The sequence below is a fragment of the Streptomyces sp. NPDC088194 genome (assembly GCF_040702025.1).
GTDB lineage: Bacteria > Actinomycetota > Actinomycetes > Streptomycetales > Streptomycetaceae > Actinacidiphila.
The window spans coordinates 54,386-67,770 of sequence record NZ_JBFBIV010000005.1; the positions used below are offsets into that span (position 1 = coordinate 54,386).

At 73.0% G+C, this 13,385-nt stretch carries 13 protein-coding genes; 10 read left to right on the top strand and 3 right to left on the bottom strand.

Features of this window, described 5'->3' with window-relative positions; translation table 11 throughout:
* Positions 1-26: 26 nt before the first annotated feature.
* The 5 genes from AB0399_RS03730 (at position 27) to AB0399_RS03750 (ending at position 3,395) form a co-directional block, all read left to right on the top strand.
* Positions 27-482: an Lrp/AsnC family transcriptional regulator gene (locus AB0399_RS03730; protein ID WP_328467791.1), complete on the top strand. Its 456-nt coding sequence runs from the start codon at positions 27-29 to the stop codon at positions 480-482.
* Between the two features lie 105 nt (positions 483-587).
* Positions 588-1,751, top strand: coding sequence for an aminofutalosine synthase MqnE (mqnE, locus tag AB0399_RS03735; RefSeq protein ID WP_328467793.1), 1,164 nt, complete (start codon positions 588-590; stop codon positions 1,749-1,751).
* A 57-nt stretch (positions 1,752-1,808) separates the two neighbouring features.
* Entirely contained in the window at positions 1,809-2,333 is a 525-nt protein-coding gene (locus AB0399_RS03740; protein WP_328467795.1) for a GNAT family N-acetyltransferase, read from the top strand.
* 71 nt (positions 2,334-2,404) lie between these two features.
* On the top strand, positions 2,405-2,719 hold the full coding sequence (locus AB0399_RS03745) for a DUF4229 domain-containing protein (protein ID WP_366410109.1): 315 nt from the start codon (positions 2,405-2,407) through the stop codon (positions 2,717-2,719).
* Between the two features lie 106 nt (positions 2,720-2,825).
* The gene (locus AB0399_RS03750) at positions 2,826-3,395 is read left to right on the top strand and encodes a TetR/AcrR family transcriptional regulator (protein ID WP_366410172.1); all 570 of its coding nucleotides are present in this window, start codon (positions 2,826-2,828) and stop codon (positions 3,393-3,395) included.
* A gap of 228 nt (positions 3,396-3,623) precedes the next feature.
* On the opposite strand, the gene AB0399_RS03755 is transcribed toward AB0399_RS03750, so the two are convergent.
* Both AB0399_RS03755 and AB0399_RS03760 read right to left on the bottom strand, forming a co-directional pair.
* Positions 3,624-4,421 (bottom strand): MaoC/PaaZ C-terminal domain-containing protein, encoded by a 798-nt coding sequence (locus tag AB0399_RS03755; protein WP_366410110.1) that lies wholly within the window; start codon positions 4,419-4,421, stop codon positions 3,624-3,626.
* A 1-nt stretch (position 4,422) separates the two neighbouring features.
* On the bottom strand, positions 4,423-5,739 hold the full coding sequence (locus tag AB0399_RS03760) for a 3-oxoacyl-ACP reductase (RefSeq protein WP_366410111.1): 1,317 nt from the start codon (positions 5,737-5,739) through the stop codon (positions 4,423-4,425).
* Between the two features lie 88 nt (positions 5,740-5,827).
* Between AB0399_RS03760 and AB0399_RS03765 the strand changes: the two genes are divergently transcribed.
* On the top strand, positions 5,828-7,141 hold the full coding sequence (locus tag AB0399_RS03765) for an acetyl-CoA C-acetyltransferase (RefSeq protein WP_366410112.1): 1,314 nt from the start codon (positions 5,828-5,830) through the stop codon (positions 7,139-7,141).
* A gap of 195 nt (positions 7,142-7,336) precedes the next feature.
* Complete coding sequence (locus tag AB0399_RS03770) at positions 7,337-9,220, top strand: AMP-dependent synthetase/ligase (protein WP_329365980.1); 1,884 nt, start codon at positions 7,337-7,339, stop codon at positions 9,218-9,220.
* Between the two features lie 141 nt (positions 9,221-9,361).
* Here the strand turns inward: AB0399_RS03770 and AB0399_RS03775 are convergent, their stop codons facing one another.
* Complete coding sequence (locus tag AB0399_RS03775) at positions 9,362-9,565, bottom strand: cold-shock protein (protein WP_328467807.1); 204 nt, start codon at positions 9,563-9,565, stop codon at positions 9,362-9,364.
* A gap of 243 nt (positions 9,566-9,808) precedes the next feature.
* On the opposite strand from AB0399_RS03775, the gene AB0399_RS03780 reads away from it, so the two are divergent.
* The 3 genes from AB0399_RS03780 to mqnC all read left to right on the top strand — a co-directional run bounded on the left by AB0399_RS03780 (position 9,809) and on the right by mqnC (position 13,340).
* Positions 9,809-10,669 (top strand): menaquinone biosynthesis protein, encoded by an 861-nt coding sequence (locus AB0399_RS03780; protein ID WP_329365977.1) that lies wholly within the window; start codon positions 9,809-9,811, stop codon positions 10,667-10,669.
* Between the two features lie 116 nt (positions 10,670-10,785).
* Positions 10,786-11,991 (top strand): M23 family metallopeptidase, encoded by a 1,206-nt coding sequence (locus tag AB0399_RS03785; protein ID WP_366410113.1) that lies wholly within the window; start codon positions 10,786-10,788, stop codon positions 11,989-11,991.
* A gap of 149 nt (positions 11,992-12,140) precedes the next feature.
* On the top strand, positions 12,141-13,340 hold the full coding sequence (gene mqnC, locus AB0399_RS03790) for a cyclic dehypoxanthinyl futalosine synthase (protein ID WP_328467813.1): 1,200 nt from the start codon (positions 12,141-12,143) through the stop codon (positions 13,338-13,340).
* Positions 13,341-13,385 lie beyond the last annotated feature (45 nt).

The window sequence follows — 13,385 nt, forward strand, 5'->3', positions numbered from 1 at the left end:
CCAGGCGAACGGGAGGGTCCAATCCGATGGACGCGGTGGACAGGCAGCTCATTCAGGCGTTGCGCGAGAACGGCCGGGCGTCCTACGCCGAGCTGGGCCGGCTCGTCGGTCTGTCCGGGCCGAGCGTCACCGATCGGATCAACCGCCTGGAGCAGGCTGGCGTGATCACCGGTTACCGCGCGACCGTCGCCCCTGCCGCGATGGGCCTGGGGGTGACCGCGCTGGTCGGGCTCCAGCTGTCGGACGCCGCCGACCACGAGGAGGTGGCCCGGCGGCTGTCGGACCTGGACGAGATCGAGGACTGCTGGTTCATCGCGGGCGACGACTCGTACATGCTCAAGGTCCGGGTCGGCGACGTGGACGGGCTCGAACACACCATCCGCAGGCTGTCCGGCACCAAGGGCGTGGCGAGGACCCGTACCACCATCGTGCTCTCCACCAAGTGGGAGAACCGGGTCGGGCACCTTCCCGAAGAGGTGTGACCGGGGCACTTCCGCCGGCTGCGCCGGGAGGTGCCCCCACCGCCGGCCGCGGGTCGGGGGAGTACCGTCGGGTGGGCCGAACCGCGTAGGAGGAGAGACACAGACATGGACGCTGGGCTCAAGCGCGAGCTGGAGGAGAAGGTCCACGCCGGCGAGCGGCTGACCCGTGAGGACGGGGTCGCGCTCTACGAGTCCGACGACCTGGCGTGGCTGGGCGGCCTCGCGCACGAGGTGCGCACCCGCAAGAACGGCGATGTGGTCCACTTCAACGTCAACCGCCACCTGAACATGACGAACGTGTGCACCGCGTCGTGCGCGTACTGCTCCTTCCAGCGCAAGCCGGGCGAGAAGGACGCGTACACGATGCGGATCGAGGAGGCCGTCCGGCTGGCCAAGGCCATGGAGGGCGACAACCTCACCGAGCTGCACATCGTCAACGGCCTGCACCCGACGCTGCCGTGGCGGTACTACCCGCGGTCGCTGAAGGCGCTCAAGGAGGCGCTGCCGCAGGTCTCGCTGAAGGCGTTCACCGCCACCGAGATCCACCACTTCGAGACGATCTCGGGCCTGTCCGCCTCCGACATCCTCGACGAACTGATCGACGCCGGCCTGGAGTCGCTGACCGGCGGCGGCGCCGAGATCTTCGACTGGGAGGTGCGGCAGCACATCGTGGACCACCGCACCCACTGGGAGGACTGGTCCCGCATCCACCGGCTGGCGCACTCCAAGGGCCTCAAGACCCCGGCGACGATGCTCTACGGCCACATCGAGGAGCCCCGGCACCGCGTCGACCACGTGCTGCGGCTGCGCGAACTCCAGGACGAGACCGGCGGGTTCCAGGTCTTCATCCCGCTGCGCTACCAGCACGACTTCGTGGACATGAAGGACGGCAAGGTCCGCAACACCCTCCAGGCCCGCACCACCATGGCCACCGGCGCGGAGGCGCTGAAGACCTTCGCGGTGTCCCGGCTGCTGTTCGACAACGTGCCGCACGTGAAGGTGTTCTGGGTGATGCACGGCCTGTCCACGGCCCAACTCGCCCTCAACCACGGCGCCGACGACATGGACGGCTCGGTCGTCGAGTACAAGATCACCCACGACGCGGACGACTACGGCACGCCCAACAAGCTGACCCGCGACGACATCCTCGACCTGATCAGGGACGCGGGCTTCCGTCCGGTCGAGCGCAACACCCGCTACGAGATCCTCCGCGAGTACCCGGGCCCCGACGGCTCCCGCCGGGAGTCGCCGCAGCCCATGCGGGTGTGACGCGGGTGACAGGAAAACGGCGGGCGGCCACAAGCGGGTAATAGGTACTCTGCTGCTATGGCACTTACCTTCGTACTCGATCCGGTGATCGACGACGACCTGCGCGAGGGCGTACTCGCGCTGTGGGCGGACGTGAGCAACGCGGGCGGCGCGGTCGGCTTCGTGCCGCCGGTCACCCCCGGGGAGATCGCGCCGTCCCTGGCGGAGTCGCTCGCCGAGGTCGAGGCGGGGCGGCGCCGGCTGCTCGTCGGCCGCGACGAGGACGGCCGGGTCGCCGCGACCGCGTTCCTCACGTACAACTCCCACCGGCTGATGACCCACTGGATCTGGCTCTACACGGTGATGGTCCACCCGCGCCACCAGGGTGCGGGGTACGGCCGGGCGCTGCTGGCCGAGGCCGAGCGGGCCGCGCGCGGGCTCGGCGGGGTCGAGGCGATCCGGCTGACCTGCCGCGGCGGCCTCGGCCTCGAACGCTTCTACGCCTCCTGCGGCTACAAGGAGGTGGGCCGGGTGCCCAACGCGATCCGGGTCGCCCCGGACGACGACCGCGACGACGTCTTCATGCTGCTGCCCCTGTCCTAGGAGCGCGGAGCGCGGAGCGGGGAGGCGGGGGTGGGCCGAGGGCCGGGATCGGGGCGTGCTTCACTGGACGCATGCTCCGATACACCGCAATGCGCTTCGGCCTCATCGTCGGCAGCTTCGTGGTCATCTGGGGCCTGGTCCGGCTGCACATCCTGCCGGCCGGGCTCGGGAACTCGAACTACCTGTGGGTCGCCCTGCTCGCGCTGATCGTCTCCGCGCCGCTGAGCTTCGTGCTGCTGCGCGGCGCCCGTGAGCAGGCCGCCGCCCAGGTCTCCAGCCGGGTCGAGCGCACCCGGCTCAACCTGGCCGCCGCCGCGGGCCAGGAGGACGACGCCGACGACGAGGCCCGCGAGGTCACGCACGGCGGGAAGCCGCACGCCGCCTGACCGGCCGGTCCCCGCGACCGACCACTGAGCACGGGGGAGGGTGGCGCCGGTGGGGACCCAGGGCAAGCGCGCGCAGCGCGTGCCGAGGGCGGTCCGCGAGCGGCAGATGCTGGACGCGGCCGTGGCCGTCTTCGCCCGCCGCGGCTACCGCGCCACCTCCATGGACGAGATCGCCGTCGCGGCGGGCGTCAGCAAGCCGCTGGTCTACCTCTACCTCAACTCCAAGGACGAGCTGTTCACCGCGTGCGTACGGCGCGAGGCCCAGGCGCTCAGCGCGGCGGTGCGCGCGTCCGTCGAGACCGGTGCCGCCCCTGACCGCCAACTGTGGTCCGGGCTGCTCGGGTTCTTCCGGTACACCGCCGAACATCCCGACGGCTGGAACCTTCTCTACGGCCAGGCCCGCAGCGGGGGCGCTCCCTCCGGCGACGAGGTCGCCGCGATGCGGGCGGAGCTCGTCGACTTCGTCACCGCGTTGATCGGTTCCGCCGCGCGCGGGGCGCCCTGCGGGCCGGCGCTGGCCGAACGCGAGGTGCGGGCGCTGGCGCTCGCGCTCGTCGGTGCGGCGGAGTCCCTTGCGGGGTCCTCGCCGGACGGGCTGGAGACGGCCGCGACGTTGATGAACTTCGCGTGGGCCGGGCTCGGCAACCTTCTTGAGGGGAGTCCTTGGGTGCCCTGAGGCCCTGGGGTACCTGACTCCCTGGGGTGCCCCCGGCCCTCCGGGGTGCCTCGTTCGCTGCGATACGGGACCTTGCGGTCCGCGGTGGCTTGTCGCGCAGTTCCCCGCGCCCCTGTTGTGGCCGGCCGCCGCGGAAGAGGTGCACCATCCAGGGGCGCGGGGAACTGCGCGGGCAACCCCCCACCGGCAGGTGGTCCCTGAACCGGCAGGCAGGGGCACCCCGGGGGGTCAGCCTGCCCCGGAAACGTGGAGACCCCGCCGTGAGCGCACCTCGAACCGTGGTCCGGAAGCCGCGAAGGTGACCGTGGAGGGCAGCGGCACCGGAGCGCGGAATTCCGCGCGCACCGTCTCGCTCAAGCCGAGCGCAGCGACACTGCGGGCGACGGTCCACATCCCGTGGGCGATCGCGCGGGGGAAGCCGAGCGGCCGGGCCGTCCAGGCGTGCAGGTGGATCGGGTTGTAGTCCCCGGAGACACGGGCGTGGCGGCGCCCGAGGTCGGCCGGCAGCCGCCACTCCTCGACCGCGGGCAGCTCGGCTTCGGGGGCGCGGTCGGCCCGCGGCTCCTGCGGGCGGCCGGTGGCGTGCCGGGCCAGATACGTACTGCGGTCGGTCCACACCGGCTCCCCGCCGAGCAGGGCCTCCGTGACGAACACCACTTCCGTGCCGCGCCGATGCGGCCGCAACTCCTCGGCGTGGACGGCGATCTCGGGCCGGTCCCGGCTGGTGAGGGGCCGCTGCGCGGCGATCTGGATCGAGGTGTGCACCAGGCCCATCAGCGGCAGCGGGAAGTCCCGCGCGGCCATGATGCGCGCGGCGAGCGGGAATCCGAGGATGTGCGGGTAGGTGAGCGGCACCCGGTCGGCCGCGGGGGAGTAGCCGCAGACCTCCGCGTACCGGGCCATCCGCGCCGGGTCGATCCGTACGTCCGGCTCGGTCAGCCGCCGGTGCGGCAGCGCGGCGCCGGCCGAGGGCTTCTTGCCGATGCCGGTCAGCGCGCCGCGCCCCAGGGTGAGCAGCAGCGCCATCTCACGCCCCCAGCAGGGACTGGCCGCAGACGCGGACGACCTGGCCGGTGACGCCGCCGGAGCCGGCCGCCGCGAACCAGGCCACGGTCTCGGCGACGTCCTGCGGCTGCCCGCCCTGGCCGAGCGAGTTCATCCGCCGCCCGGCCTCGCGGATGAACAGCGGTACGGCGGCGGTCATCCGCGTCTCGATGAAGCCGGGGGCGACCGCGTTGACGGTGATGCCGCGCTCGCGCACCTCGGGGGCGGCGGCCAGCGCGCGGACGAAGCCGATGATGCCGGCCTTGGAGGCGGCGTAGTTGGTCTGGCCGACGTTGCCCGCGATGCCGGCGATGGACGCGGTGCCGACGATCCGGCCGTGCGGGCGGACCACGCCGGCCTTCAGCAGGTGGTCGGTGACGCGCAGCACGCTGCCGAGGTTGACCTCGATCACCGCGTCCCAGCCCTCGGCGGCCATGTTGGCGAGCTTGCGGTCGCGGGTGATGCCGGCGTTGTGCACCAGCACGTCCAGGCCGCCGGGCACCGCGGCCGCGATCCGCTCGGCGGCGTCGGGCGCGGTGATGTCCACGGTCAGCGCGGTGCCGCCGATCCGGGCCGCGGTCTCGGCGAGTGCGTCGGCCGCCTGCGGTACGTCCAGGCAGATCACGTGGGCGCCGTCCCTGGCGAGCGTGGCCGCGACCGCCGCGCCGATGCCGCGGGCCGCCCCGGTGACCAGCGCCGTACGCTTGCGGCCCGTCCCCGCGGCCCCGTCCCGGGCGGAGGCCGCGCCGGTCGCTTCGGCATCTCCGGTGGTCGGCCCGCCCACCTCCGGGCCGACCTCGATCACCTGCCCGCTGACGTACGCCGACTTGGGCGAGAGCAGGAACTCCAGCGTGGAGTCGGCGGCGGCGCCGGGCGCGAGCCGGACCAGCTGTACGGTCCTGCCCCGGCCGATCTCCTTGCCGAGCGAGCGGACGAAGCCCTCCAACGCCTGCTGGGCGGCGGCCTGGTGGACGTCGGCGTGGTCCGGCCGGGCGCCGAGCACCACCACCCGGCCGCACGCGGCCAGCGAACGCACCAGCGGGTGAAGGCTGTCGCGGACCGCCCGCAGCCCGGCCGGTTCGGTGACGCCCGTCGCGTCCAGCACCACCGCGGCCGGCCTCGGGTCGCCCGGGGCGGCGGGCGGCGCCGGCTCGCCTGCGGTCAACCGCAGCACGGGGCCGTCGAGTTCGGGGGTCGCGGCCGACCAGCGCCGCAGCGCGGTCGGCTGCGGCAGCCCGAGGCGCCGGGTGAGGAAGCGGCCGGGAGCCGTACCGGTGAAGCCGAGATAGCGGTCGGCCATTGGCCTTCTCCTTACTCTGGAGTAAGTTTACCGCCGGTAAGGCTACTGGTGAGTTGTCGCTCCGGCCAAGAGCCCTCAGGAGTTCCGCATGCATACCGTTCGCCGCGTCGCCGTCATCGCCGGCCACCGCATCCCCTTCGCCCGCTCGGACGGCCCCTACGCCACCGCGTCCAACCAGGACATGCTCACGGCCGCGCTGAACGGCCTGGCCGAGCGCACCGGCCTGGCCGGCGGCGGCGCCCCCGCCGAAGGCCGCGCGACGGTGGGGGAGTTCGCGGCGGGGGCGGTGCTCAAGCACGCCCGCGACTTCAACCTCGCCCGGGAGACCGTGCTCGGCTCCGTCCTCGACCCGACCACCCCCGCCTACGACATCCAGCAGGCGTGCGGCACCGGCCTCCAGGCCGTCTTCGCGGTCGCCGCCAAGATCGCGCTCGGCGTGATCGACTCCGGCATCGCCGGCGGCGCCGACACCACCAGCGACGCGCCGCTCGGCGTCAACGACGAGCTGCGCCGCACCCTGCTCGCCGCCCGCCGCGCGAAGACCCTCGGTGGCCGCGCCCGCGCGCTGGCCGGACTGCGCCCCCGCCACGTCGTGCCCGACATGCCGCGCAACGCCGAGCCGCGCACCGGCCTGTCGATGGGCGAGCACGCCGCCGTCACCGCCGCGCAGTGGGGCATCACGCGGGCCGCGCAGGACGAGTTGGCCGCCGCCAGCCACCGCAACCTCGCCGCCGCCTACGACCGCGGCTTCTTCGCGCCCCTGGTCAGCCCCTATCGCGGCCTGGACCGCGACCAGAACCTGCGGCCCGACTCCACCCCGGAGAAGCTGGCCCGGCTCAAGCCCGTCTACGGCGGGCCCGGCGGCACCATGACCGCGGGCAACTCCACGCCGCTCACCGACGGCGCCGCGGTGGTCCTGCTCGGCTCCGAGGAGTGGGCCGCCGCACACGGGCTGACCCCGCTGGCGTACCTGACCGCGTACGAGACGGCCGCGGTCGACTTCGTCTCCGACCGGCCCGACGCGGACGGGCTGCTCATGGCACCCGCCTACGCCGTGCCGCGGATGCTGGAGCGGGCCGGACTCGGCCTCGGCGACTTCGACTTCTACGAGATCCACGAGGCGTTCGCGTCCCAGGTGCTGGCGACGCTGGCGGCCTGGGAGGACAAGGCGTTCTGTGCGGATCGCCTACGGCTGGCGGGGCCGCTCGGCACGATCGACCGGGCGCGGCTCAACGTGGCCGGGTCGTCGCTCGCGACCGGGCATCCCTTCGCCGCGACCGGGGCACGGATCGTGGGGACCCTGGCGCAGCTCCTCGCGGAGCGCGGGTCGCCCGGGCGCGGCCTCATCTCGATCTGCGCGGCGGGCGGACAGGGCGTCACCGCGGTGCTCGAACGTCCTTAGCGGGACCGCCCGGGACGCCCCGTCCCGTGAGTGCCCGGACCTTTCGGTCCGTGGGTGGCTCGTCGCGCAGTTCTCCCCCTGGCCTCGCCGGGAGGTGTCCCCAGCGCCCCTGGGTATGTGCGGCCACCTCCGCGGAAGGACGACGGCAACCCCCAAGGGGCGCAACTCACCCTCACCTCTTCTGGAGCCGCAACCATGTCGATCGAAGCAGGGCAACCGGTGCATCCGGCGCCGCAGTTGGTGACCGAGGAAGGCCGGACCGTGCAGGCGGCCGTACCCCCGTTGGTCGAGGCGCCGAGGAGCGGCAGCTTGGCGGACATCCCGTTCACCAACGCGGCCGAGGCTCCGCGGGACGTCGTGCTGAGCCGGGAGGGCGCGGACGGGACCTGGCGTGACGTGACCGCCGCGGAGTTCTGCGCGGAGGTCACGGCGGTCGCGAAGGGGCTGATCGCGGCCGGACTGCGGCCGGGCGAGCGGTTGGCGATCATGGCGCGGACCAGCTACGCGTGGACGTTGCTGGACTTCGCGGGGTGGGCCGCCGGGCTGGTGACCGTACCGATCTACCCGACCTCGTCCGCCTCGCAGATCGCGTGGATACTCGGCGACTCGGGCGCCGCGGCCTGCGCGGTGGAGAACGTGGAGCAGTCCCGGCTGGTGACCGGGCGCCGCTCCGACCTGCCGGAGCTGCGCCAGCTGTGGCAGCTGGACGCGGGCGCGATCGCGCAACTCAGCTCGGAGGGCAAGGAGTTGCCGGACGCGCTGGTCACCTCGCGGCGGCAGGGCCTGGCCCCGGCGAGCACGGCCACGCTGATCTACACCTCGGGCACCACCGGCCGCCCCAAGGGCTGCGTGCTCACCCACGGCAACTTCTTCGCCGAGGTCGACAACGCCACCGAGTTGCTGCACCCGGTCTTCAAGTCGGTGAGCGACGAGCCCGCCTCGACCCTGCTCTTCCTGCCGCTGTCGCACGTCTTCGGGCGGATGGTCGCGGTCGGCTGCCTGCGCGCCCGGGTCCGGCTCGGCCACGCGCCCAGCATCGCCACCGAGGACCTGCTCGCCGACCTGGCCGGCTTCCGGCCGACCTTCCTGCTGGCCATCCCGTACGTGCTGGAGAAGGTCTACAACACCGGCCGGGCGACCGCGGAGAAGATGGGCCGGGCGTCGTCGTTCGACCGTGCCGCCACGATCGCGCAGCGTTACGGCCGGGCGGTGGTCGCCCAGCGGACCGGTGCGGGACCCGGGCCCTCGCTGGGCCTGCGGATGGCGCACGCGCTGTACGACCCGCTGGTCTACCGCCGGATACGGGCCGCGCTCGGCGGCAAGGTCAAGTACGCGATCTGCGGCGGCTCCCCGCTGGGCGAGCGGCTCACCGCCTTCTACGCGGGCGCCGGGGTGATGGTCTTCGAGGGGTACGGCCTGACCGAGACCACCGCGGCCGCCACCGTCACCCCGCCGCTGGCGCCGCGGCTGGGCACCGTGGGGCAGCCGCTGCCCGGCACCGCGGTACGGATCGCCGACGACGGGGAGGTGCTGCTGCGCGGCGGGCAGGTCTTCACCGGCTACTGGAACGACCCGAGCGGGGTGCCGCAGGTGGACGGGTGGTTCCCGACCGGGGACATCGGCGAGCTGGACGGGGACGGGTATCTGCGGATCACCGGCCGGAAGAAGGAGATCCTGATCACCGCGGGCGGCAAGAACGTGGCGCCGGCGCCCCTGGAGGACCGGCTGCGGGCCCATCCGCTGGTCGGCCAGTGCATGGTGGTCGGCGACAACCGGCCGTTCGTGACCGCGCTGATCACGCTGGAGGCGGACGGCCTCACGCACTGGCGGCGGATGCGGCACAAGGAGGGGCTGCGGCCGGCGCAGCTCGTCACCGACCCGGACCTGCTCGCCGAACTGCAGAAGGCCGTGGACGACGCGAACTCCACGGTGTCCCGGGCCGAGTCGATCCGCGCCTTCCGGGTACTCCCGGTCGACTTCACCGAGGAGAGCGGCCACCTCACCCCGTCGATGAAACTCCGGAGGGCGGCTGTCGCCGCGGACTTCGCCGAGGACATCGAGGCGCTCTACCTCCGTTAGGGTGCCCTCGATGCCCGACCTTGAACGGTGCAGGAGAGAGGGCGGTAAAAAGGAGGCAGGGGCCCCGCGCAATTGCGGGGCCCCTTGGTACTGCAGGTTCTGGGCGCGATCGCGCCGCTGTCCGTCCCGACTAGTGGAGAACTAGCTGGGGGTGACGTTCTCCGCCTGGGGGCCCTTCGGACCCTGGGTGACGTCGAAGGTCACCGGCTGGTTCTCCTCGAGGGAGCGGAAGCCGGTCGCGTTGATCGCGGAGTAGTGAACGAAGACATCCGGGCCGCCGCCGTCCTGGGCGATGAAGCCGAAGCCCTTTTCAGCGTTGAACCACTTCACGGTTCCGGTAGCCATAAAGCCCTCCTTGGGCCCAAAGGGTTGCCCTGCTCCAGAACCTGCAACAGCGAAGTCTGAAAACTACAAAAGCCTGCGGGTTACATGATCCGCAGGCTTTAGTACTGCAAGGAAACCAAACTGCAACTTGCGATGAGCCTAGCATGTGGGGTCCGGAGCGGGGAAGGGTTGCAAGATCCTTCTTACGGCTCGCCGGGGCACCCCCGCACAGCTCCGCGGTGACCCAGGAGTAGCGTCCGCCATATGGACACAACCGCGCGTGAAAGCGACAGCGACCGGGTCCGCCCCCGGGTCGGCCACATCCAGTTTCTGAACTGCACCCCGCTCTACTGGGGCCTGGCCAGGACGGGTGCGCTGCTGGACGTGGAGCTGACGAAGGACACCCCGGAGAAGCTCAGCGCCCAGCTCGTCGAGGGCGATCTGGACATCGGCCCGATCACCCTCATGGAGTACCTCAAGCACGCCGACCAGCTGGTGGCGCTGCCCGACATCGCGGTGGGCTGCGACGGCCCGGTGATGTCGTGCGTCATCGTCAGCCAGCTGCCGCTGGACCGGCTGGACGGCCAGCGGGTGGCGCTCGGCTCCACCAGCCGCACCTCCGTCCGCCTCGCCGAGCTGCTGCTCGCCGAGCGGTACGGCGTCACCCCGGACTACTACCGCTGCCCGCCGGACCTCTCGCTGATGATGCAGGAGGCCGAGGCCGCGGTGCTGATCGGCGACGCCGCCCTGCGCGCCTCCCTCCACGACGCGCCCCGGCTCGGCCTCACCGTCCACGACCTCGGGCAGATGTGGAAGGACTGGACCGGGCTGCCCTTCGTCTTCGCCGTCTGGGCGGTCCGGCGGGACTACCTCGCCGCGCACCCCGACGCCGTGCACGAGGTGCACCGCGCCTTCCTCGCCTCCCGCGACCTGTCCCTCCAGGAGGTCGACAAGGTCGCCGAGCAGGCGGCGCGCTGGGAGGCGTTCGACGAGGAGCTGCTGCGCAGCTACTTCACCACCCTGGACTTCTCGCTCGGCACCCCCCAGCAGACCGGCATCACCGAGTTCGCCCGCCGCGTCGGCTTCCCCCCGGGCGCCGGCGTGGAACTCCTCCCCCCGGCGTGAGCCCACTGCCCTGAGCCCACCGCGCTGAGCCCACCGTGCTGAGCCCCCCGCCCTGAGCCCACCGCCCTTGAGCCGAGCGGCCCGCGTCGGAGCCCGCCGTCGGTACCGTGCGGTGGATGGGGAGACGACGGGGAGCCGCCGAAGCGCTGGACGCGTTCTTCCGGGCCGGCAGCGAGGCGGAGCGGTACGCCGCGGCGCCGCGGGTGGTCGAGGCCGTGGGGCAGCCGCGCCTGGCCGCGATCCTGGCCGGGACGCGGGAGCGGATCGGCCCGTTCGAGGGCGTCGAGGAACGACCGGACGGGCTGTTCGCACGGGGGCCACGCGGCCGGGTGGCCGTGGCCGGCCAGGTCGACGACGAGGGTCGGCTGGCCGCGCTGTACGTGGCCGGGCGGCCCGCGGCCCGCTCGCCGTGGCGGGCGGCGCCGGCCCTGCGGGCCGCACGGGTGTGGTCGGCGCGCGTGGTCTGGCCGCTCGCGCTGGTGGCCGCCGGGGCGACCCTGTGGACCGCCGGCTCGGCGGGGGAGTGGCTGGGCCGGGCCGCGGTCGTGGGGTTCCTGCTGGTGATGGCGTTCGGCTTCAAGGCGCCCTCGGCCACCGACCTTCCCCGGTGGGCCCGTTGGGCGTTCGCCGCGCTGACGGTCGCCTCGGCGGCCTCGGCCGTGCGCCTGCCGGGCCGCCCGCGGGGCACCGTGAGCCTGTGGGGGGCCGTGGAATGGGTCCTGGTGGCGGCGCTGGCCGCAGTGGTCGCTTCGAGCCGACGGGCCAGGGCGGCCGAGACGGTGTCGAGCCCCCTGCGGCTGCCGCTCGACCCGGGGGTGTGGTGGGTGATGCAGGGAGGCGGGCGCTGGCTCAACCACCACCACGTCGTGCCGGAGCAGCGCTGGGCCGTCGATCTGGTCAAGCTCGGTCCTGACGGCACCCGGGCGCCCGGTCTGCGGATCGACCGCGACGCGTCCACGTACGCGGCCTACGGGACCCCGTTGTACGCGCCGTGCGCCGGCACCGTGGTGCGGGCCGCCGACGGCTGGCCGGACCAGGCGCCGGGCCGGGTGGTGTTCGCGCCGCCGGCCGGCAACCACGTCGCGATCGACACCGGCCGCGAACACGTCCTGCTCGCGCATCTACGGCCGGGCACCGTACGGGTCCGGGTCGGCGACCGGGTGGCCGTCGGCGACCGGCTCGGCGAGGTCGGCAACTCCGGCAACTCCACCGAGCCGCACCTGCACCTCCAGGCGGACCGGGACGGCCGGAGCGTCCAGTTGCGGTTCGAAGGGGTGCGCGGCCGGCTCCGGCGGGGCCGGCGGATCAGCGTCCCCGGGTAGCGGCCCGCCGTCGTGACGGTCGCCGTACCTCCGCCCGGGGGGCCCGGGGAGCCCACGGTGGGGCGGTCGGGCAGGGGGTCCGGGGTGGGGGAACGCGCTGGCGTAGGCTGGGCCGGTCCGGATTCGTATCCTCCGAAGGGCCTGCCACGGTGACTTCCTCGACCGAACTCGCAGCCGTCCTCGACCGCGCCGCCGCAGGGGGCAGGATCACCCCGGAGGAAGCGCTCGACGTCTACCGGTCCGCGCCGCTGCACGCGCTCGGGGCCGCCGCCGACGCGGTGCGCCGCCGCCGCTACGCGGGCACCGAGCACATCGCGACGTACATCATCGAGCGCAACATCAACTACACGAACGTGTGCGTCACCGCGTGCAAGTTCTGCGCGTTCTACGCGGCGCCGAAGGACACCGGCAAGGGGTGGAGCCGCGGGCTCGACGACATCCTGCGCCGCTGCGCCGAGACCGTCGAACTCGGCGGCACCCAGATCATGTTCCAGGGCGGCCACCACCCGGACTACGGCGTCGAGTACTACGAAGAGCACTTCGCCGCGATCAAGCGGGAGTTCCCGCAGCTGGTGATCCACTCGCTGGGCGCGTCCGAGATCGACCACATGGCGCGGGTCTCCGGGGTCAGCGCGGAGGAGGCGATCCGCCGTATCCACGCCGCCGGGCTCGACTCGTTCGCCGGCGCCGGCGCGGAACTCCTGCCGGAGCGGCCGCGGAAGGCGATCGCACCGCTGAAGGAGTCCGGCGAGCGGTGGCTGGAGATCATGGAGACCGCGCACGGGCTGGGCGTGGAGTCCACCACGACCATGCTCATGGGCACCGGTGAGACCAACGCGGAGCGGATCGAGCACCTGCGGATGATCCGCGACGTGCAGGACCGCACCGGCGGGTTCCGGGCGTTCATCCCGTACACCTACCAGCCGGAGAACAACCACCTGAAGGGCCAGACGCAGGCGACGCTCTTCGAGTACCTGCGGATGATCGCGATCGCGCGGCTCTTCCTCGACAACGTCGCCCACATCCAGGGGTCCTGGCTCACCACCGGCAAGGAGGTCGGCCAACTGTCGCTGCACTACGGCGCGGACGACCTCGGGTCGGTCATGCTGGAGGAGAACGTCGTCTCCTCGGCCGGGGCGAAGCACCGCTCCAACCGGATGGAGCTGATCCATCTGATCCGCGCGGCCGGGCGCGTGCCCGCGCAGCGCGCGACCACCTACGAGCACCTCGTCGTGCACGACGACCCGGCGAACGACCCGGTCGACGACCACGTCGTCTCCCACCTGTCCTCGACCGCGATCGAGGGCGGCACCGCGCACCCCGAGTTGAAGATCCTCGAAGCCAGGTAGCAGCCGGGTGGTAGCCGGGTGGTCGCTCCACGGGCCGGGCCGCAC

Bases quoted from the DNA above. Each gene is read 5' to 3' on its own strand.
- AB0399_RS03730 (WP_328467791.1), top strand. From the start codon at position 27: ATGGACGCGGTGGACAGGCAGCTCATTCAGGCGTTGCGCGAGAACGGC.
- mqnE (WP_328467793.1), top strand. From the start codon at position 588: ATGGACGCTGGGCTCAAGCGCGAGCTGGAGGAGAAGGTCCACGCCGGC.
- AB0399_RS03740 (WP_328467795.1), top strand. From the start codon at position 1,809: ATGGCACTTACCTTCGTACTCGATCCGGTGATCGACGACGACCTGCGC.
- AB0399_RS03745 (WP_366410109.1), top strand. From the start codon at position 2,405: ATGCTCCGATACACCGCAATGCGCTTCGGCCTCATCGTCGGCAGCTTC.
- AB0399_RS03750 (WP_366410172.1), top strand. From the start codon at position 2,826: ATGCTGGACGCGGCCGTGGCCGTCTTCGCCCGCCGCGGCTACCGCGCC.
- AB0399_RS03755 (WP_366410110.1), bottom strand. From the start codon at position 4,421: ATGGCGCTGCTGCTCACCCTGGGGCGCGGCGCGCTGACCGGCATCGGC.
- AB0399_RS03760 (WP_366410111.1), bottom strand. From the start codon at position 5,739: ATGGCCGACCGCTATCTCGGCTTCACCGGTACGGCTCCCGGCCGCTTC.
- AB0399_RS03765 (WP_366410112.1), top strand. From the start codon at position 5,828: ATGCATACCGTTCGCCGCGTCGCCGTCATCGCCGGCCACCGCATCCCC.
- AB0399_RS03770 (WP_329365980.1), top strand. From the start codon at position 7,337: ATGTCGATCGAAGCAGGGCAACCGGTGCATCCGGCGCCGCAGTTGGTG.
- AB0399_RS03775 (WP_328467807.1), bottom strand. From the start codon at position 9,565: ATGGCTACCGGAACCGTGAAGTGGTTCAACGCTGAAAAGGGCTTCGGC.
- AB0399_RS03780 (WP_329365977.1), top strand. From the start codon at position 9,809: ATGGACACAACCGCGCGTGAAAGCGACAGCGACCGGGTCCGCCCCCGG.
- AB0399_RS03785 (WP_366410113.1), top strand. From the start codon at position 10,786: ATGGGGAGACGACGGGGAGCCGCCGAAGCGCTGGACGCGTTCTTCCGG.